Origin of the sequence: Phyllobacterium sp. 628 (assembly GCF_014189505.1) — a bacterium.
Classification (GTDB): domain Bacteria; phylum Pseudomonadota; class Alphaproteobacteria; order Rhizobiales; family Rhizobiaceae; genus Phyllobacterium.
Genome location: NZ_CP050301.1, coordinates 2,670,978 through 2,690,025, shown reverse-complemented (window position 1 = coordinate 2,690,025; position 19,048 = coordinate 2,670,978). Strand labels below are relative to the sequence as shown.

The following is a 19,048-nucleotide window of genomic DNA, read 5'->3' as shown; positions in this document are numbered from 1 at the left end:
GCACCGGTAGAAGTAACATTGGGGGAGAGACCATGCTTTTGAAAAGAATAGCGCAAGCTGCTCTGGTGAGCGTTGCTTTGGGTGCACCGGCAAGCTTCGCTGACGATCTTAAGATCGCCGTTGCGGGCCCTATGACGGGCCAGCTTGCCAATATCGGCGATCAGTTCAAACAGGGCGCGCAAGCCGCTGTTGCTGCGATCAATGAAAAAGGCGGCGTTATGGGCCGCCAGATCAAGCTGGTGGTTGAAGATGACGTCTGCGATCCGAAGCAGGCCGTATCAATCGCCAATCGTATTGTTGCTGAAGGCATCAAGTTCGTTGATGGTCATGCCTGCTCGGGCTCCAGTATTCCTGCCTCGGCGGTTTATGCGGAAGCGGGCGTGTTAATGATGTCACCGGCATCATCCAATCCTGCACTGACCGATGCAGCCGCCAAAAACGGCTGGTCTACGATCATGCGGCTTTACACCCGTGACGACGGCCAGGGCGAATTTGTCGGGCCGTGGATTGCCGAGAAGTACAAGGGCAAGCGGGTTGTTATCCTGCACGATAAGGGTGCCTATGGTAAGGGTCTCGCCGATGCGGTGAAGGGCAAGATGAATGAAAGCGGCCTGAAGGAAGTGCTGTATGACGGCATCAATGCGGGCGATAAGGACTATTCCGCGCTGATCACCAAGTTGAAAGAAGCCAAGGCGGATTTTGTCTATTTTGGCGGTTACCATCCGGAAGCCGGACTTATTCTGCGTCAGGCGGCAGACCAGAATTTCAAGTTTCAGCTGATGATGGGTGACTCGATTGCTTCGCCGGAATTCTGGGCGGTTGCAGGTCCGGCGGGCGAAGGTGTGATGTTCACTTTCCCGGCCAATCCGCAGGCGCGGCCAGAGGCGAAGAGCGCGGTCGAGAAGATCAAGGCTGGCGGCTTCGTGCCGGATGGCTTTACGCTGTTTTCCTATGCGGTCATTGAAGCTTTCGCACAGGGTGTCGAACGGGCTGGCAGCGATGACCCCGTCAAGGTTGCGGCTGCTCTGAAAGATGGCAAACCAATCAGCACGGTTATCGGCGCTGTTGCCTTCGACGAGAAGGGCGATATCAAGGACGCCAAATATGACATCAATGTCTGGCACGACGGAGCCTATGCGCCGATCAAGCCTTAGAGCCTGGTATTGAACAAAAGAATGGGCGCCTCGAGCGCCCATTTTATTTCCGGATTGCGATTCGGTGGCTTACAGCCCGCACGTCTTAAGCTGGGCAGCATAGGCATTGGCCATGGCTGCCGTGCGCCGCGCCGACCGGTCGATCTCCGGTTTGTTGCGCCATGTGCCGCGCGCATAGTCCTTTGGACCGGCGTAATAGGCGACATAAAGATTATAGGGATCGTTCAGCGCAATCCCGTTCTTCAGATGGCTTTGCGCGTGGTACCAGCCGACAAAATAGACGGCGTCGGCGAAGCTTGTGCGGCCGCTGCCATAGCGTCCCGTGCTGCGCTGAAATTCTGCCCATGTGCCGTCCAATGCCTGTGAATAGCCGTAGGCGCTCGATGGCCGGGACCAGGGAATGAAACCGAGCAGCTTTGTGCGTGGCGGGCGAGCGCGGCCTTCAAAATTGGATTCCGTCTTGATCGTCGCCATGAGAATGGGAACAGGCACGCCGAACTGTGCTTCAGCACCCTTGGCATAGGAATACCAATTGTTGAAGAAGCCGTCCTTCTGATCGAATACGGCACAAATATTGTTGGTCTGCGTGGGCGCTGAGGCGCAGCCGGTCAGCAACAACAAAGCAATGATCATCGCACGGCGCATGGGCTAGTCCTTTGTCTTGCCCAATGACCTAGCCCTCAAATCCTAACGCTTCCTTACCAATTCGAGGGCAGGCTCGACTCGGTCGATCAATTTTGATGTAAATAATTATTGATATGCTAACGCACCGGTCGCGCTGAAGGCGGAAAAGTTTGGACCGGGCAACGTTGCCTTGTCGGATACAGGCTTGCCATCGCTGTTTTGCCGGACCACCTTGCGGGCTTGCGATTCCGTTCCTGTCGAGCGGAAGGTTGTTAGCCATCTCACTTGAGGTCTTCCATGCGTGTCAGCAATTATCCCGCCGGAACTGTACATCGTCTGATCCTTGACAGTGTCCATATTCGCAACAATCTGCTCGGCGATCCGAGCGAGCGTATTATCGATGTTTATGTGCCTGCAGACCATGACGGGGCGGGGTTGCCTCTGCTCGTTGACCTCGTGGGTTTCACGGCCGGTGGTCCGGCGCATACCAACTGGAAGGGCTTTGGCGAGAATGTGCCGGAGCGGCTCGACCGGTTGATCGGTTCCGGTGAGATGCCGCCCGTGGTTGTGGCATTTCCGGATTGTTTCACCCGGCTTGGTGGCAACCAATATGTGAACAGTCCGGTGATGGGTAATTGGGAAGACTTTCTTATTGACGAGATGCTGCCACGGGTTGAAAGCCAGTTTCAGTGCGGCGGCGACGGCAAACGTGGTGTGTTCGGCAAAAGTTCGGGCGGCTATGGCACCTTGGTTCACATTTTGCGGCGCCCGGAGATTTGGTCAGCCGCAGCCAGCCATTCCGGTGATGCCGGATTTGAGCAGCTTTACCTGCCGGAATTCCCGAATATCCTGCGCGCACTGGCCGAGTACGATCTTTCCATTGAAAAATGGTTTAAGGCGTTTGAGGCCAAACCCAAGAAAAGCGACAATGATACGCTTGTGGTGATGACTCTCGCGCAAGCTGCATCATTCGATCCGGATCCGGCAGCCTATCTCGGTCTGCGTCTGCCGGTCGATCTTGAAACCTGCGAACCCATTGAGGAGCGCTGGGTGAACTGGCTTGCCCACGATCCGGCACGGCTTGCTGAAACCCATGGGAAGAACCTGTCGAAACTGAAAGCGGTGTATTTCGATTGCGGCACCAAAGATCAGTATAATATCCTGTATGGCTCGCGCCGTGTTCACCGGACTCTTGACCGGCTTGGCGTCGCGCATCGTTACGAGGAGTTTGAGGATAATCACTCGGCTGTCGATTACCGCATGGATGTAAGCCTGCCGTTTATTGCAAAGGCTCTCAGTTAGCCAAGAAAAGAGGCTTGACCCAACCAACTTGGAGAGCGGGAAAACAGATCAAGCCTCTGCTGGAGGTCCAGCAAGCTTGCAACGTTCCGGCTCGCAAAAAAGTTCCGGTTGTATTTCAGCCGTGCCAGACTGATGCAATGTTCCCGCAATACAAGGCGCGGACAAGAGCAGCGCCGTTGCGGCTTACCTTGCCTAGAGTTGTGGATGGTTGCAAAACTCAAAAAAGTTCATTGATGGCTGCAAAAAAAGTAAGCTAGATGGATAGACAAAGACGTGAAAGCATGATGGCTGCGACGATTATGAAAAATCGACTGATGGTAACACTGCGCTTGGCTGCCGATCTTTCCGGCACGCTGCATGGAAACTCTGGTTCACGGCAATTCAATGTGCACGGAGGGTTTACCGCATGACGTTCCTTGGCAGTTCACGTCTCTACACTTTTCTCTCCTGTACCTTGTGGCCCTTTTTCTATTGTGTCGGACTGCTTGGCACCTATGCGGCGTTTCAGACGGAATATCCGTTGCTCTGGTTCAATGTGGTCTACTTTTCCGTCGTCGCACTGATCGGCATCTTCGAACGGGTTATGCCCTATGAACAGACCTGGATGAAGCGGGACGGGGAGACATTCAACGATCTTGCGCATACATTCCTGACCAAGGGTATTGTGCAGATTGCAGCCGCCATAGGCGCATCCTTTCCGATGGCCGTGGCAATTGTCGCGCAACCAGCCCTCAGCACCAAAATGCATATCTGGCCAACGGAATGGCCGCTGGCGATTCAGGTTGTTCTTGGACTGATTATCGCGGAGCTCGGCCTCTATATTGCCCATCGTCTGGCCCATGAAAAACTGGCGCTCTGGCGCTTCCATGCACTGCATCACAGTGTGGAGCGGCTGTGGGTGGTCAATACAGGGCGCTTTCACATCATTGATTCGCTCTTTAAAATCGTTCTGAGCCAGACCCCGCTTTATCTGTTGGGGGCACCTTTGCCGGTGTTTCTGTGGATCAGCGCCGTGACCGCATTCACGGGGCTGCTCACGCATTGCAACGTGGCCGTAAGAACCGGGCCGCTGGATTGGTTCTTGAGCACGCCGCGTCTGCATCGCTGGCACCATTCCAAGGAACTCTCGGAAGGCAATACCAACTACGGCGAGAATCTCGTGTTGTGGGATCAGATTCTTGGCACATATTTCAACCCGCCGCGTCCATCGCCGGTCAATATCGGCATCAGCGGGCGGGTCGCCAAGAGCTTTCTGGGCCAGTTGGCTCAACCCTTTTCAGCCAGGGGCGTGCGGCAAATCCTTGGCTATGCGCCAAAGAAAGTTACCGAGGTAAGTGCACAGCAGGTAACCGAGATGACGAGAAGCGAGAAGGAGTGATCGTCGCTCGGCGGATTCAAGCCCGCAACTCAATACCCATGCGTGGCCCCAGCATTGTGTAGAGCGGGGTCTTTCTAAATTGAGCCGGTGTAAACCCGTCTGCATCATACTGCTTAAAACATCCATCGATGAACTCTTCGAGATGCATGGACGGTGTGCCATTGCGGATGTGCCCTGCAGGCTTGAACTCGTATGATCCCTGCACATTGCCGATGCGATCGGCAATTTCTGGATAGACCGGCCATACAATACCGTCGGCAAAATAGTCGGGTACGGTCTCTTCGATATTCACATCCGGATTGATCTCCAGACCTGAAACCTCGACCAATTGCCGCGCGAGATCGTTGACCACGGCTATTTTGGGATGGTTGATGGTATACATAAACGGCCCGGATGCTTCCCAACGGGCGATATCGGCTTCGAAATCAAGATTGTGACTCTCGGCGGTGGCGAGCAACTGCCGGCGCCACAGATCGTAAGCGTCGAAGTACCCAAGGCGCGCAAAGGTGAGGGCATTGAAGCGGTCGGCAGTCTCTTCCACCGTCATTTCATGGGCATAAGCCGCCGCGACAATACGCGAATTGTAAGAACCGAGGCAGGAATTGGCTACGCGCCCCTCAATGCCAAAATAGGCAATATCTGGATGGTAACCGGAGAAGACGATACTGGGCCAAAGGACTGATTGGCGAATTTTATCAGTCTGCTCCTGAATAACCGAATAGCTGCCGATCTCGGAAAAGGTGAGACTGAGATCGAAACCTTCAAACATGGATTTGATCTGGGCAGGATCCAGATTGTGAATATCGGTTACGCTGAAATGTTGAACATACGTATCAATCGAAAGCGCCTTTACAGCATTGGCTATCCCAAGGGATGTACAATTTCCAACAACAGCGACCCGTATCGTCATCGATTGCTCGCTTTCTAGAATGCCAGGCGTTCTTCGTCGCACAGGACGCCCGCAACATTGGCGTATTCCTGCTTGGTCTCTTCGGCCAGTTGGTCATTGACTGGCGCAGCTGTTTTTTCCGGGCGGCGCTCCTCAACTGTACTGTTGGAAAGGTAATGTTTAGCGAACATAGTCATGACACGGGTCACGCCTTCTGATTTGACCAGTCTGAAGTCGTCTTCGTAATATTGAGCTTGCGAGGGGTGGCTATAGACCATTTCAAAAGAAGGAAAATAGGAAACAAAATCGTGGTCTCTGGCCGTTTCTTCAGCCACCACACGAAGTGCGGATTTGGTATAGGTATTGGAAAGAAGCACATGCTGCTTTTCATAAGTCGCAATCATGGAAACCGGCGAAACGGTCAAAATGACCTCAACGCGCGGATTGACCAGTCGTAAGTCCTTCAGAAAGGCGTTCAACAACTGGTTCATTTCATGGACACGGGCATTGTGAAATTCGTAGTGATCGTTCCAGTCAGGGCAATCGACGGCGCCCGGAACAACCGGAATGGCTGCGCGGTCTTCTTTTGCTACCCACCCCTCCGTGAGGCCGAAGGTGAAGAGAAAGACTTCGCATTCTTCGAAAACCCGGCGAACTGCTTTCAGATGGGACTTTTGTAATTCGAGCAGTTCCTCAAGTGTCTCAAAGCCTTCCTCCCGCACAGCCGGACGAAATGGGTCCATGTAGCGGCCTTGCGAATTGACCCAGTAATTGGTCTTGGGCTTGAACATGCCATATGCGCGGCCCATCAACTGATGCAATTGCAGCACCGTATAGACATTGCCATAGGCCGCTGAAAACTGACCATAGAGCGGATTTTCTTCCTGCCCCGCCGGTGCTGTCTCTGTCTTGAGATAGGAATAGCCCTGGTCCATCAGGGAGGCGGCTATGCGCTGCGCAAAGCAACTGCCCGCCGTGGCGACCCGCGTCGTCTGCTGAAGTTTGATGCGTGTCTCGATCACGGGATCGATTTCATCCCACGTATGGGAACTAATGGCTCGACGCCAATATTGATGGTCAGGCAAGTCCCGGTAGGGATGAGACATGAGTTATCCTCCAACGTTTGGAGAGGCTAATTCATACGAAAGTATATGACAATGCAGAACATAATGTCTGTGTGATCTATTTCGTAAATTTCGTAGTTTATAATTCCAATGATTAATAAGAGAACTCACTCACTGCGTAATTTGTCTTGCCGTGCCGCTATTTGTACTTAAATGCAATATGCAATCGCCTGATAGTTAATTAGCTGCGTTCTCCATGAATGGTCATGTCGAACTGCACGACATTCGAATAAATCGGTGTGCCGACATCCATGCCGTAGCGCGAACGCATGACCTTGCCTTCCACATGGAAAACGATGGCATTCTTGTCGTGATCGGAAAGGCTCGCCTGAAAACTTGCTGGGCTGCTTTTGCCGCGTGCGGTCAGAATGCCGTCGATCGTGGCTGTGCTCGAGCTGGTCTGGGTGATCTGCGTGGATTTGAACGTGACGGTCGGAAAGGTCTGCGAATCAAACACTGCATCGGAACGCAGAAAGCTCTCGATTCGCGCCTGGCCCGTGCTGACACTTTCCGGAAAAAGCGTGAACTCAATGGAGGAGCGGGTGATGTCACCATTGTTCAGAGCAAAAATGCCAGAAAACTTCTTGAAATTACCTGTTATGCCACCGCCGCCAATTTGTGCGACGGCGAAGCCGATGCGGGATGACGAATCGATTTTATAGCGGCCAGCGACTTCGGACAACGTATCGGCATTGGCCAGCGCAGGCACGATGGCGAAAAGCAAGGCCATTGCGGCTCTGGCGGTGAGCGCGAAGAGGCTACGGGTATTTTTCATGATTGAACGTCCTTTGGCGCGGAGCGCAGTTGTTCAGCGTGCTGGCGATCATGGGCGGTAGAGTACCAGCCAAGCATGCGCAGCAGTACCGCATCTTTTTTCCAGAAATGATGATGAAGTGCCGCCAGCATGTGGGCGGTGGCTACAAAGGCAGACAGATAGGCAAGATAAGCATGACTGACAGTCCAGAAGGCTTCGGCCTGATCAGAAATGGCCAGTGGCAATGGCGGTATGACGATGAGATTGAAGGCGTAAGTCGGGATTTGCAGTGGTGAACTCGACGCAATCGCCCAGCCGGTCAGTGGAACGAGGAAGAGGGCGAGATAGAGCAGACCATGTGCAACATGGGCAGCAAGGCGCTCCAGGTAGCCCATGCCGTCAGGATCACGCGGACGGGGATTTGCCATCCGCCAGAGGACTCTCAAGCCGGACAATGCAAGGATCATGAACCCGAATGATTTGTGCCATTGGAAAAGGTTGAATTGCAGCGCGAAGTCGCTGGTGCGCACCATCAGATAGCCGAGCAGCATCTGCCCTATAAAAATGAGCGCGATGATCCAATGAAACAGGATCGTCACTACACCATAAGATTGTGCGTCATTGCGCAGCATCGTGCACCCCATCGCGAGGGCATCACTTCGTGGTTGAAGTGATGTCCTGACATGGGGTGAACACCGCAGCAGCAAAAATATTCATGGCTGCTTGCGGATTTTTAATTTGCGGGCCTCAGCGAGGCTGTAAACTCATAAAATCGAATGGTCTGCCGATTGCTCCGCTCGGTGTCAGGGAATCTTGAGGCCTTGCGGCAGACTGATCCAGAGCACCGTCTGTTCCTGTGGCGAATGCAGCGATTTGTGCCCCTTGCCATCCACATCCTCAAACAAGACGAAGCCACCCGCCGGTACGCGCCGCTCATCTCCGTCACTTGTCTGGTATTCTGCTGCTCCATCAAGCCTGACGGTAAGCACGCGCTCTGTCACTGTATGCCAATCGACCTTTCCTGCACCCGCTGGAATATGCGTGAAACGGATGCCTGAAGTCGCGTATTTCGCTGACATTTCGAATGCAACCGCATCGGGGTGAGCCTGCCAGGAGGTTGTCGGGATTTCGACCTCGTCGAAATGGGATTCGCCGTCGGCAGTCGCGTAAACGCGCAGACACTTCATCTCAGTCTCCGTTCCGTCATGTCCGCATGCAGCCATTTGAGTTTGGCTACGCTATGAGCTTACGAGTTGGCCTTGGTGCTGAGGAATCGCTGTGCCGCATAAAGCGATATGGCGGCTGCATTGGAGACGTTGAGCGATTTGATCGCGCCGGGCATGTCGAGGCGGGCGAGGTGGGTCACGGTCTCGCGGGTTTTCTGGCGCAGGCCCTTGCCTTCCGCTCCCAGAACCAGCGCGACCCGGTCATCGGCCAGTGTCTTTTCCAGTTCCAGCGGGCCCTCCGAATCAAGCCCGATCGTCACGAAGCCGATTTCATGCAATTCTTCGATGGCTTCGGCGAGATTGCGCACTTCAATATGCGGAATAAGCTCGAGCGCTCCGGAGGCGGCTTTGGCGAGAACGCCGGATTCCTGCGGGCTGTGGCGGGCGGTGGTAACGATGGCTCCGGCGCCAAAGGCAACGGCTGAGCGCATGATGGCGCCGACATTGTGCGGATCGGTGACCTGATCGAGAATCAGCAGCAACGGGCTGTCCTTCAATGCCTTCAGCGTCTGCGACTTCAGCGGTTTGGCTTCAATCATCACGCCCTGGTGCACGGCTTCCGAGCCGGTTTCGCGGTCAATGGCGCGGGGTTCAACCACGTCCACGTCAAAGGGCAGGGCGGAGGTGTCGGCGATCTCCAGCCGGTCGAGCGCATTCTTGGTTACAAGCATGCGTTTGATCTGGCGTTGCGGGTTGTCCAGCGCGGCGCGGACAGTATGCAGGCCATAGAGGCACACGAGGCCTTCCGGCGCTGCAGTGCCTTCTACGGCGGGGCGGGATGCCCTTTCGCGCGGCGCTTGCGGCGCTCCGCCGGACTTCTGGTCACGGAACTGGCGGCGCAGTGTCGCATAATGGGAATCTTTGAGGGTGCGGGATGGTTTTTCGTCGGTCATGGCGCAACCTATAACCTTTCGGATCGTCTGGCGATATATGCTTGTTGGCTAAAATGCTGGCTTTGACTGTTTCTGCAGAATTTGATTGCGGGTGGCTATCGAACAATGATTTTCACAGGGTACGTCATTTTCTTCCACAGGCTGTTGACACCACGAATGCTAGTCGGCATAAGGCCACCCGCAAGCAACGGCCTGACACAACGTCCGGCAGGTTGTTTGCAAAGTGCCTGATGGCGCGGTTCTATCGGCAGTGACCGGAGGAGTGCCCGAGTGGTTAAAGGGGACGGACTGTAAATCCGTTAGCTTGGCTTACGTTGGTTCGAATCCAACCTCCTCCACCACTGCCGGAACCGAGCGCCTGGGTGCATGATCGCGAAACCAAGACTGGTTTCGGTTTGGATTGTGCGCCATATAGATGCGAATGCGTCCTTATGTGCGTCCCAAATGCGCGGCGCCAAGGGATGTGCGGGTATAGCTCAGTGGTAGAGCAGCAGCCTTCCAAGCTGAATATGCGGGTTCGATTCCCGCTACCCGCTCCAGATTTAGCATGTGACCCCCAAAGCCGATTGCGGTTCTTGGACAAGGATTATGTGCAGGTTTAATTGTTGCTGCGTCCTTTGCGCGTCCATGAGATGCGCGGCGCGGTAATTGAGCACCACGCGCGCGAACATGCGTTGAGGTGCTCGTCGGTTTTGTCTTGAGCATTGAACGCCGCTCATGTGTCCCCATATGAACGAGCAGGATCAAGACGAGTGTAATCCGGATCGATCATTTGTGATCGGACGGTGACTGTGCTGACGGACGGCTTGCTGTCCCGTCTTGGCTACAAACATGGTACCGGCCCTAGACCGGTTGTGATGACGAGAGAACGACAGCAATGGCTAAGAGCAAGTTTGAACGTAACAAGCCGCACGTCAACATCGGCACGATTGGTCACGTTGACCATGGCAAGACGTCGTTGACGGCAGCGATTACGAAGTATTTTGGTGAGTACAAGCCTTACGACCAGATCGATGCAGCGCCTGAAGAAAAGGCCCGCGGCATCACGATCTCGACGGCGCACGTTGAGTATGAGACGCCAGCGCGTCACTATGCACACGTTGATTGCCCAGGCCACGCTGACTATGTGAAGAACATGATCACCGGTGCTGCGCAGATGGACGGCGCGATCCTGGTTGTTTCGGCTGCCGACGGTCCGATGCCACAGACCCGCGAGCACATTCTGCTTGCCCGTCAGGTTGGTGTTCCTGCGATCGTTGTTTTCCTGAACAAGGTTGATCAGGTTGACGATGCCGAGCTTCTGGAACTGGTTGAACTGGAAGTGCGCGAGCTTCTGTCGAAATACGACTTCCCGGGCGACGATGTACCGATCGTCAAGGGTTCGGCTTTGGCTGCACTTGAAGATTCCAACAAGGAAATCGGCGAAGACGCAGTGCGCGCGCTGATGGCTGAAGTTGACAAGTACATCCCGACACCAGAGCGTCCGATCAACATGCCGTTCCTGATGCCGATCGAAGACGTATTTTCGATCTCGGGCCGTGGTACGGTTGTGACGGGCCGCGTTGAACGCGGTATCGTCAAGGTTGGTGAAGAAGTTGAAATCATCGGCATCAAGCCGACGACGAAGACAACAGTTACCGGCGTTGAAATGTTCCGCAAGCTGCTCGATCAGGGCCAGGCAGGCGACAACATCGGCGCGCTGATCCGCGGCGTTGGACGTGAAGACGTTGAGCGTGGCCAGATCCTTGCCAAGCCAGGTTCGGTCAAGCCGCACACGAAGTTCAAGGCAGAAGCCTATATCCTGACGAAGGATGAAGGTGGCCGTCATACGCCATTCTTCTCCAACTACCGTCCGCAGTTCTACTTCCGCACGACCGACGTGACGGGTGTGGTAACGCTGCCGGAAGGCACGGAAATGGTCATGCCTGGCGACAACATCTCGGTTGATGTGACGCTGATCGTGCCGATCGCCATGGAAGAGAAGCTCCGCTTCGCTATCCGTGAAGGTGGCCGTACCGTCGGTGCTGGCATCGTCGCTTCGATCATTGAGTAAGACTGTCGCAAACGACAGTTCAGGAAATAAAAAGGCGGCCGTTATGGCCGCCTTTTTGCTTGGTGCAGCAGGTCATACCATCAGGGTACGGCTGAATGATATCGTGGGAATGCGGGGCGGAGGGGCATATGAAGAACCAGACAGACATTTTCGTCCGGCCGGCGCAACGGGAAGACATGCCGCGCCTGCACGCTATTCTACTTGACACGTTCGAGAGCACCTGGCGGCCCAACATCACGCAAAGCGCTGCCCACGCATTCCTTCAGGACAAAAGACCAGAGGTCTATGTGCGCGAGCGCGGGCTTCTCTTTTGGGTGGCCGAGGTGGCCGGTGAGATTGCCGGGTTCGTCGATTGGGTGGATGACTTCGTGCATGCCCTTCACGTGCATTCTGCCTATGCCCGGCAAGGCATCGGACAACAGCTCATGGACCATGCGGAAGCGCAGATCGCCCGCGCCGGCTTTGCCTCGGCACGGCTGGAAACCGATACATTCAATCATTCCAGTCGGGCCTTCTACGCAGCTCGGGGCTATCACGAGGCGGGCCGCTATCCCGATGAGGAGTGGCATAGCGGGCTGACGACGATCTTGTTGATAAAGCCGCTCTCCTGAGATTGGCGCTCCGGCAGACCTGTCTTTAAAATGGCTGGCTTGTCTGGCCTAGATAGTCTTGGGTTTTCCATACCGGCGATGATAGGCGGCCACCAATGCAAACAGGCGGTCAAAATCTGTCGTTAAAACCCGCCCGTCAATATAAAGGCCTTTCGGCATCTTGAAGATGGACGTCGCGATGATTTTTGCCTTTATGCCGCGGCCCAGCTGGTCAACCTGATGCGGGTCAATGCCCAGTACAATGGTCTGTTCGCGGTTTTCATTCCACGTCGCCACGTCGTTGATATTTTTCCAGGGAATGGTTTCGTTGGCGAGGCGGCGGTCGCGCAGGCCTTCCGGTGAGATGGTGATGGCCTCGCTGCCGGTTTTCACCAGACGCCAGATCAGCCGCAATGCCAGAAGCGGGAAGACGAAAGACCCGACCCAGGCGATATAATCAATCAGGTCTTCCGGCTCGCTTTGCAGGAGCTCGGAAATGACCATTCCGATCGAGCAGACGGAAAGCATGATGCACATGGCGATGTGTTGAAGCGGCCTCGAAAACGAGGATTTGATATTGATTGTCTCGAGCGTGTCCATTTGGGGTCTCTTGGTGTCATCTCCCGGAACTGGCAAAAATGCCGGTTCTGGTCACGGGAAGCGACGTTGTTTATCTGTCCGGCAGGTGATGCCTGATATGCATGACGTGAGAATGACGGCTATATGACGCGGCCATTCAACCTTGGTTACAGGCGTATATGAATGCTGAATATGGATTTACACTACCGGCTGAATAAGCCCTTGATATGGCGCAATCAAGCCCTGCGGCGAAAGGGCCGGTGCTTTTGGTTTACGCTCGCATGGCCTTCCGCTATCCTGTTATTCATAGCTCATCGGACCGTCATGCCGTGATCCGGTGATACAGGCCGATTGATTTCATCAGGATTAAAATGCTCCTTCATCGTTTGGCCGGATACGGTTCCATCTTAGGCAAGTTGCGCTGCATTCTACTCGCTTTCCTTCTTTCCATATTGGTCGCATCGCCGGTTCTGGCGGCAAAGAAGCAAGCCAAAGAACCAGTGTTGCCATCCATGCAATTTGCCATTGTGCGCAGCGCAGTGTCCTCCTGCGAACCGGCATGTCCGGAATGGATATCGGCCTCCGGCGTTATTCTCGGGGATACGCCAGCGAAGTTGCAGAAGATTTTGAAGAAGATGGGTGATCGAAAACTGCCTATCGTGATGGAATCCAATGGCGGCAATGTCGATGCCGCGATGGAAATTGGCCGCATGATCCGCAAACGCGGCCTCGACGTGGCCATCGGCAAGACACGGTTTGAAGGTTGCAGCCCGGATCAGAAGAACTGCAAGCCGGACAGGTTTTCCGACGGAGCCTATGCCGGTTACACCTTTCCGGTTGGCGCCTATTGCCTGTCGGCCTGTCCTTACATTCTGGCTGGCGGGGAAAAGCGGTATGTGGGGCAGTGGGCTTTTGTCGGGGTTCATCAGATTACCCAGATCTATACGCAGACGAAGATCACCTATCGCACCCGCTATCGCATCGTGAATGGCCGGAAAAAAGTTCTCGATACGACGATTGTCGGACGCAAGCCGGCCGGATCTTACGAAAAGACCGATCTGAGCAAAGCCTATCGCCAGAAGCTGCTGACCTACTTTACGCAATTGGGCATCGATCCGGCGATTGTCGACAGGATGCTGGTCATTCCGGCGAAGGATATTTCCGTAATGACGCCAGAGGAACTGGTGCAGTATAAACTTGTCACGGGGACAGGCGATGTCAGCGATGTCGCGGCGACGCGTATCTGCGAGCAAGACCCCAGGCCTGCAAGTTGTGTGGAACTAAAACCAGCCGGACCGAAGGCCTGATAGTTTCGCGCTATAGACGCGCCAAATAAAACCGTCTCCCCGTTGATGGCGATATTATTCCCTGTATATCTAGTATGGGGTTTTGCTCTTGGGGAAATGCATGGGGAAAGTTACGTCGGTTATAAGTCGCATGCTGCGTCTGCATATGCTGCTTAGCGATAAAATGTATTTTACAGCCGCGGCAGTCGTTCTGTTTGTGATGCTGACAGGGGCGGCCGAAGCACAGCAGCAAAGCTGCAACCTTGCATGTCCGGCATGGACATTGGGCGGTACGACTATTTGCAATCCAGCCAACAGATGTGCTGGGGTGCCGGCATACGGGCCTATCCTTATGGGAGGCGTTGCGCCACAAACGCAATCGCAACCGGAACAAAAACCACAACCGGAACCCAGTTCTATCCCTCCGGCAACGACGCTAATGCTGTGGACGATTGCTGACGAGCCAATGTCTTTCGTCATTGCTCGTGCTGACGTTGCCGTTTGCAGACCTAACTGTCCTGAATGGGTAGCTGCGTCAGGCACGATCAAGCCGGATACGCCCTCAAAACTACGCAAAGTACTCAAGCAATTGGGAAAGCGACGCCTGCCCATTATTATAGATTCTCGCGGTGGTGCTGTTGATGCGGCTATCGAGATGGGTAGGATTATCCGAAAACGTGCTCTTGATGTCGCGGTGGCCAAAACAATGTATTTCGGCTGCGAACCCGGCGCGAAAGGCTGTAAACCCGATTTCTCCGATGGTGCTTATTCAGCGTACGCCTATCCGGGCGGCGCAATCTGCATGTCTGCATGTCCGTTTTTTGCTGCCGGGGGCATCAAAAGGCTTATCGGCTTTGAGGCGAGCGTAGGCATTCATCAGATCACGACCACTGTTACCAATCAAAGGATAATGTATCAGACCCGGTATCAAATCATTCGAGGGAAGAAAAGAATTATTGACCGCAAAATTCTTAGCAGGGAGGCAACGGGAACTTATCAGACGACCGAGCTGCGTAAAGGATACCGCAAGAGACTTAGTGCCTATTTTTCCGAGATGGGAGTCGATGCCAGCATTGTTGAGCGAATGCTTGCGGTCGCGGCCAGCGATATCTACGTTATGAAGCCCGATGAATTGTCCAAATTTCGCTTTGCGACTCATGATGGTGATTCCCGCACGTTTACACCGGGCAAGATCTGCAACAATGATCCGAAGCCTGATAATTGTATCGAGTTGAAGCTTGCTGGCTCCAAAATATGATTCTGCGATAATTGTAGTCGGCGCACCGCCTGAAAACCTGCTCCCTGCTTTGGGCAGATACAAGAAGAGCCAGATTTAACGTGCCAGCTTCGCAAATTTGCTGTAAACGGTGAGACAGCAGGAATAGGGACTTGAAAAGCGTTGCGCTTTGTGGAATGTACCGCCCGACTGTAGGGGAGTAGCTCAGTTGGTAGAGCGGCGGTCTCCAAAACCGTAGGTCGCAGGTTCGAATCCTGTCTCCCCTGCCAACACATAGTCTGCCCGCACACGATTGGATGGTGTGCTGACAGATGTTTGGAAAGAAACGAAGCCGGGGACTTGTGTTTTACCGGAATCGGTTCTATGTAACATCAACAGACACGCGGTGCGTGGAGCTGAACGATCAGCTTTACGGGCCGTAATGGTGTGAACAAAGCGTGTTATTTGTACTTTAATACGTAATGTTTACAGCAACATGACACGCACGAGCGGTAAATGGCATCCAAAACGAATCCGATAACTTTTTTCAGCAAGTGCGCGCGGAAACGGCAAAGGTCACCTGGCCTTCACGCCGTGAAACGCTTATTTCCACCGCTATGGTGATGGTTATGGCGTTTTTTGCTGCGATTTTCTTTTTCGCGGCTGATCAGTTGATGGCCTATGGGATCGATCTCGTTCTCGGTCTTGGTCGTTAACGCAGGCTGACAAGGAAATTTGAATGACCGCGCGCTGGTATATTGTTCACGCCTATTCGAACTTTGAGAAGAAGGTTGCTGAGTCGATTGAAGAGAAGGCACGACAGAAGGGTCTGTCGCATCTTTTCGAGAAAATCCTCGTTCCGACCGAAAAGGTGGTTGAAGTGCGCCGCGGCCGCAAGGTTGATGCTGAGCGCAAGTTCTTCCCGGGTTACGTTCTGGTTCGTGCCGATCTGACGGATGATGCGTATCATCTGATCAAGAACACGCCGAAAGTGACGGGCTTCCTTGGTTCCGACAACAAGCCGGTGGCGATTTCCGACAAGGAAGCCGACCGGATCCTGATGCAGGTTCAGGAAGGTGTCGAGCGTCCGAAGGCTTCGATCTCATTCGAGATCGGCGAAAGTGTTCGCGTTGCCGACGGTCCGTTCGCTTCGTTCAACGGTATCGTTCAGGAAGTTGACGAGGAGCGTTCGCGCCTCAAGGTGGAAGTTTCGATTTTCGGCCGTGCTACCCCGGTCGATCTGGAATTTGGTCAGGTCGAAAAGGTCTGACCAAGCGGCCGCCCACCGGGCGGCCTGTCGCGTCTGCGACGAATGGTGGGAGGTGAGGTGACCTTTAGCCGGGTCTTCAATCCGTACCACCGAACTGCAACCGCCGGTTTTCCGGCATAATGATAAGGCAGAGAAGTTATGGCTAAGAAAATTGCAGGCCAGCTCAAGCTGCAGGTTTCGGCAGGATCGGCAACACCGTCCCCGCCGATCGGACCGGCACTTGGTCAGCGCGGCATCAACATCATGGAATTCTGCAAGGCCTTCAATGCGGCTACGCAGGAACTGGAAAAGGGTTCGCCCATTCCAGTCGTGATCACATACTATCAGGACAAGTCCTTCACTTTTGTGATGAAGACGCCTCCGGTGTCTTATTTTCTCAAGAAGGCTGCAAACCTGAAGTCCGGTTCGAAAGAGCCAGGCAAGGTTGTTGCTGGCAAGATCTCGCGCGACAAGGTCCGCGAAATCGCTGAAGCAAAGATGAAAGATCTGAATGCTGCGGATGTTGAATCCGCTATGCGCATGATCGAAGGTTCTGCCCGTTCTATGGGCCTGGAAGTGGTGGGCTGAGACGATGGCAAAACTATCAAAGCGTGTAGTCAAGGTTCGTGAAGGCGTTGATCGTGACAAGCTCTATGATCTGACTGCGGCTGTTGCCATGGTCAAGGAGCGTGCCATTGCCAAGTTCGACGAGACAATCGAAGTATCGATGAACCTCGGTGTTGATCCCCGCCATGCGGACCAGATGGTTCGCGGCGTTGTCAACCTGCCGAACGGCACAGGCCGTACGGTTCGCGTTGCTGTTTTCGCTCGCGGCGACAAGGCTGAAGAAGCCAAGAAGGCCGGTGCGGATATCGTTGGTGCGGAAGATCTGTTCGAGATCGTCAATGGCGGCAAGATCGATTTCGATCGCTGCATTGCGACACCGGACATGATGCCGCTCGTTGGCCGTCTCGGCAAGGTACTCGGCCCGCGCGGCATGATGCCAAACCCGAAGGTCGGTACCGTAACGACTGACGTTACTGCAGCTGTCAAGGCTTCCAAGGGCGGTGCCGTTGAGTTCCGCGTCGAGAAGGCCGGTATTGTTCACGCTGGCGTCGGCAAGGCATCGTTTGATGTCAAGGCGCTGGAAGAAAACATCAAGGCATTCACCGATGCCGTCACCAAGGCAAAGCCAGCTGGCGCCAAGGGTGAATATGTCAAGCGCGTCGCGATTTCTTCGACGATGGGCGTTGGCGTCAAGGTTGATCCGTCAACTGTACGCCCTGCGTAACAGCTGATGTGAATACTCAGGCTTAACCGTTTGAGTTCTAAAGAATTCCAGGCCTTTCGGGGCCTGGATAACCGGATGAAAGTCCGGTTATCCTGTCCGAGATTGCAGGTGGCTCGCCTTAATTGTTATGAGCCTGCATGAGACGTGGAACAGCTTTGTTAGGATGGAACTATCCATCGAGACAAGGTTCGAACCGTAGTTGCCTTTCGCTTGCAGCCGGATTTCCGGCGAAGCAGGGGGGACAGGATCCTCAAGTGTTGTTTGATTTTTAGTTTTCGGACTGAAGTCTTGCAACAAAAGGCAACCCGGCAGGAGCGCATCGTGCGTTTCTGTCAAATGGAGAGAGACAGTGGAAAAAGCGGAAAAGCGCGAATTTGTCGCGTGGCTGAATGGGGTCTTTACTGACTCTGGTTCAGTTGTCGTGGCCCACTATACCGGTCTCACCGTTGCGCAGCTGAGCGATCTTCGCTCCAAGATGCGTGATGCAGGTGGCACCGTTAAAGTCGCGAAGAACCGCCTTGCCAAGATCGCTCTTCAGGGCACGGAATCGGAAGGCATCTCTGACCTGTTCACAGGCCAGACACTTGTTGCCTATTCGAATGATCCGATTACGGCACCAAAGATCGCCGTCGAATTTGCCAAGGGTAACGACAAGCTCGTCATCCTCGGTGGCTCGATGGGAGCAACAACTCTCAATGCTGATGGCGTAAAGGCTCTTGCCGTACTCCCATCGCTCGACGAGTTGCGTGCAAAGCTGGTTGGTATGATCCAGACACCAGCAACGCGCATCGCTCAGATCGTAAACGCACCGGCAGGTCAGCTTGCTCGCGTTTTTGGCGCCTATGCCCGGAAGGACGAAGCGGCATAAGGCCGTTCTCGCTGTCAATATATCGAACCTTGTAAAGGAATACCAAAATGACTGATCTTGCAAAGATCGTAGACGACCTGTCCAACCTGACAGTTCTGGAAGCAGCTGAACTTTCCAAGCTTCTGGAAGAAAAGTGGGGGGGTTTCTGCTGCTGCTCCTGTTGCTGCTGCTGCCGCTGCTGGCGGCGGTGCAGCTGCTGCTGTTGTAGAAGAAAAGACCGAATTCGACGTTATCCTGACCGAAGCCGGCGCTAACAAGATCAACGTGATCAAGGAAGTGCGTGCAATCACCGGTCTCGGCCTCAAGGAAGCCAAGGATCTCGTTGAAGCCGCTCCTAAGGCAGTCAAGGAAGCAGCAACCAAGGTTGATGCTGACAAGATCAAGGCACAGCTCGAAGCAGCTGGCGCCAAGGTTGAACTGAAGTAATTAGCGTTTTGGCGGGCAGGGCACTTGTTCTGTCCGCCAATCTGCCCCTCGGGGCAACCCGGTACTGAACCCTTTTCCTGACGGCAATTTTGGTGCTTTCAGGAAACGGGTTTTGTCCCGTTCACGGGGCCGCAAAAGCGGTTTTA

General features: G+C 54.3%; 19 protein-coding genes, 3 tRNA genes and 2 pseudogenes. 16 read left to right on the top strand and 8 right to left on the bottom strand.

The genetic code is table 11. The features are described from left to right. Positions 1-32 precede the first annotated feature (32 nt). The gene (locus HB779_RS14855; RefSeq protein WP_188343091.1) at positions 33-1,154 is read left to right on the top strand and encodes an ABC transporter substrate-binding protein; all 1,122 of its coding nucleotides are present in this window, start codon (positions 33-35) and stop codon (positions 1,152-1,154) included. 69 nt (positions 1,155-1,223) lie between these two features. Here the strand turns inward: HB779_RS14855 and HB779_RS14850 are convergent, their stop codons facing one another. Then, positions 1,224-1,799, bottom strand: a complete 576-nt coding sequence (locus HB779_RS14850) for a hypothetical protein (protein ID WP_188343090.1) — start codon at positions 1,797-1,799, stop codon at positions 1,224-1,226. 276 nt (positions 1,800-2,075) lie between these two features. Here HB779_RS14850 and HB779_RS14845 point away from each other — a divergent pair, with 276 nt between their 5' ends. Beyond that, positions 2,076-3,080 carry an alpha/beta hydrolase family protein gene (locus HB779_RS14845; protein ID WP_188343089.1) on the top strand — a complete coding sequence of 335 codons (1,005 nt, stop codon included), beginning with the start codon at positions 2,076-2,078 and terminating at the stop codon, positions 3,078-3,080. Positions 3,081-3,486: 406 nt separating this feature from the next. After that, positions 3,487-4,458, top strand: a complete 972-nt coding sequence (locus tag HB779_RS14840) for a sterol desaturase family protein (RefSeq protein WP_188343088.1) — start codon at positions 3,487-3,489, stop codon at positions 4,456-4,458. Between the two features lie 16 nt (positions 4,459-4,474). On the opposite strand, the gene HB779_RS14835 is transcribed toward HB779_RS14840, so the two are convergent. The 6 genes from HB779_RS14835 to rlmB all read right to left on the bottom strand — a co-directional run bounded on the left by HB779_RS14835 (position 4,475) and on the right by rlmB (position 9,344). Continuing rightward, entirely contained in the window at positions 4,475-5,368 is an 894-nt protein-coding gene (locus tag HB779_RS14835) for a WcbI family polysaccharide biosynthesis putative acetyltransferase (RefSeq protein ID WP_188343087.1), read from the bottom strand. A gap of 14 nt (positions 5,369-5,382) precedes the next feature. After that, a complete protein-coding gene (locus HB779_RS14830; protein WP_188343086.1) occupies positions 5,383-6,453 on the bottom strand; it encodes a GSCFA domain-containing protein in 1,071 nt (356 codons plus the stop codon). Between the two features lie 199 nt (positions 6,454-6,652). Beyond that, positions 6,653-7,246, bottom strand: coding sequence for a YceI family protein (locus tag HB779_RS14825; RefSeq protein ID WP_188343085.1), 594 nt, complete (start codon positions 7,244-7,246; stop codon positions 6,653-6,655). Further along, positions 7,243-7,857, bottom strand: coding sequence for a cytochrome b (locus HB779_RS14820; protein ID WP_188343084.1), 615 nt, complete (start codon positions 7,855-7,857; stop codon positions 7,243-7,245). Before HB779_RS14820 ends, HB779_RS14825 begins: the two co-directional genes overlap by 4 nt. A 171-nt stretch (positions 7,858-8,028) precedes the next feature. Beyond that, positions 8,029-8,412 (bottom strand): hypothetical protein, encoded by a 384-nt coding sequence (locus HB779_RS14815; protein WP_188343083.1) that lies wholly within the window; start codon positions 8,410-8,412, stop codon positions 8,029-8,031. A 59-nt stretch (positions 8,413-8,471) separates the two neighbouring features. Beyond that, complete coding sequence (gene rlmB, locus HB779_RS14810; protein ID WP_188343082.1) at positions 8,472-9,344, bottom strand: 23S rRNA (guanosine(2251)-2'-O)-methyltransferase RlmB; 873 nt, start codon at positions 9,342-9,344, stop codon at positions 8,472-8,474. A gap of 256 nt (positions 9,345-9,600) precedes the next feature. Here rlmB and HB779_RS14805 point away from each other — a divergent pair. The 4 genes from HB779_RS14805 (at position 9,601) to HB779_RS14790 (ending at position 12,008) form a co-directional block, all read left to right on the top strand. Then, positions 9,601-9,685, top strand: a tRNA-Tyr gene (locus tag HB779_RS14805). Between the two features lie 124 nt (positions 9,686-9,809). Beyond that, positions 9,810-9,883: transfer RNA gene (locus tag HB779_RS14800), tRNA-Gly, on the top strand. A gap of 338 nt (positions 9,884-10,221) precedes the next feature. Continuing rightward, the gene (gene tuf / locus HB779_RS14795; protein WP_091877012.1) at positions 10,222-11,397 is read left to right on the top strand and encodes an elongation factor Tu; all 1,176 of its coding nucleotides are present in this window, start codon (positions 10,222-10,224) and stop codon (positions 11,395-11,397) included. 128 nt (positions 11,398-11,525) lie between these two features. Further along, a complete protein-coding gene (locus tag HB779_RS14790) occupies positions 11,526-12,008 on the top strand; it encodes a GNAT family N-acetyltransferase (RefSeq protein WP_210302593.1) in 483 nt (160 codons plus the stop codon). Between the two features lie 48 nt (positions 12,009-12,056). On the opposite strand, the gene HB779_RS14785 is transcribed toward HB779_RS14790, so the two are convergent. Then, the gene (locus tag HB779_RS14785; RefSeq protein ID WP_188343081.1) at positions 12,057-12,587 is read right to left on the bottom strand and encodes an STM3941 family protein; all 531 of its coding nucleotides are present in this window, start codon (positions 12,585-12,587) and stop codon (positions 12,057-12,059) included. Positions 12,588-12,937: 350 nt separating this feature from the next. Between HB779_RS14785 and HB779_RS14780 the strand changes: the two genes are divergently transcribed. From HB779_RS14780 to rplL, 9 genes and pseudogenes are all read left to right on the top strand, one after another. After that, positions 12,938-13,873: a hypothetical protein gene (locus HB779_RS14780; protein WP_188343080.1), complete on the top strand. Its 936-nt coding sequence runs from the start codon at positions 12,938-12,940 to the stop codon at positions 13,871-13,873. A gap of 130 nt (positions 13,874-14,003) precedes the next feature. After that, a complete protein-coding gene (locus HB779_RS14775; RefSeq protein ID WP_188343079.1) occupies positions 14,004-15,110 on the top strand; it encodes a hypothetical protein in 1,107 nt (368 codons plus the stop codon). A gap of 172 nt (positions 15,111-15,282) precedes the next feature. Continuing rightward, positions 15,283-15,358: transfer RNA gene (locus HB779_RS14770), tRNA-Trp, on the top strand. Between the two features lie 226 nt (positions 15,359-15,584). Continuing rightward, a pseudogene (gene secE / locus HB779_RS14765) lies at positions 15,585-15,784 on the top strand (preprotein translocase subunit SecE). A 23-nt stretch (positions 15,785-15,807) separates the two neighbouring features. Next, entirely contained in the window at positions 15,808-16,338 is a 531-nt protein-coding gene (nusG, locus tag HB779_RS14760) for a transcription termination/antitermination protein NusG (RefSeq protein WP_188343078.1), read from the top strand. 138 nt (positions 16,339-16,476) lie between these two features. Next, on the top strand, positions 16,477-16,905 hold the full coding sequence (gene rplK / locus HB779_RS14755; RefSeq protein WP_188343077.1) for a 50S ribosomal protein L11: 429 nt from the start codon (positions 16,477-16,479) through the stop codon (positions 16,903-16,905). Between the two features lie 4 nt (positions 16,906-16,909). Further along, on the top strand, positions 16,910-17,608 hold the full coding sequence (gene rplA, locus HB779_RS14750) for a 50S ribosomal protein L1 (RefSeq protein ID WP_188343076.1): 699 nt from the start codon (positions 16,910-16,912) through the stop codon (positions 17,606-17,608). 349 nt (positions 17,609-17,957) lie between these two features. Further along, positions 17,958-18,476, top strand: a complete 519-nt coding sequence (gene rplJ, locus HB779_RS14745; protein ID WP_182552811.1) for a 50S ribosomal protein L10 — start codon at positions 17,958-17,960, stop codon at positions 18,474-18,476. Between the two features lie 47 nt (positions 18,477-18,523). Further along, positions 18,524-18,902: pseudogene (gene rplL, locus HB779_RS14740) on the top strand (50S ribosomal protein L7/L12). Positions 18,903-19,048: the final 146 nt, after the last annotated feature.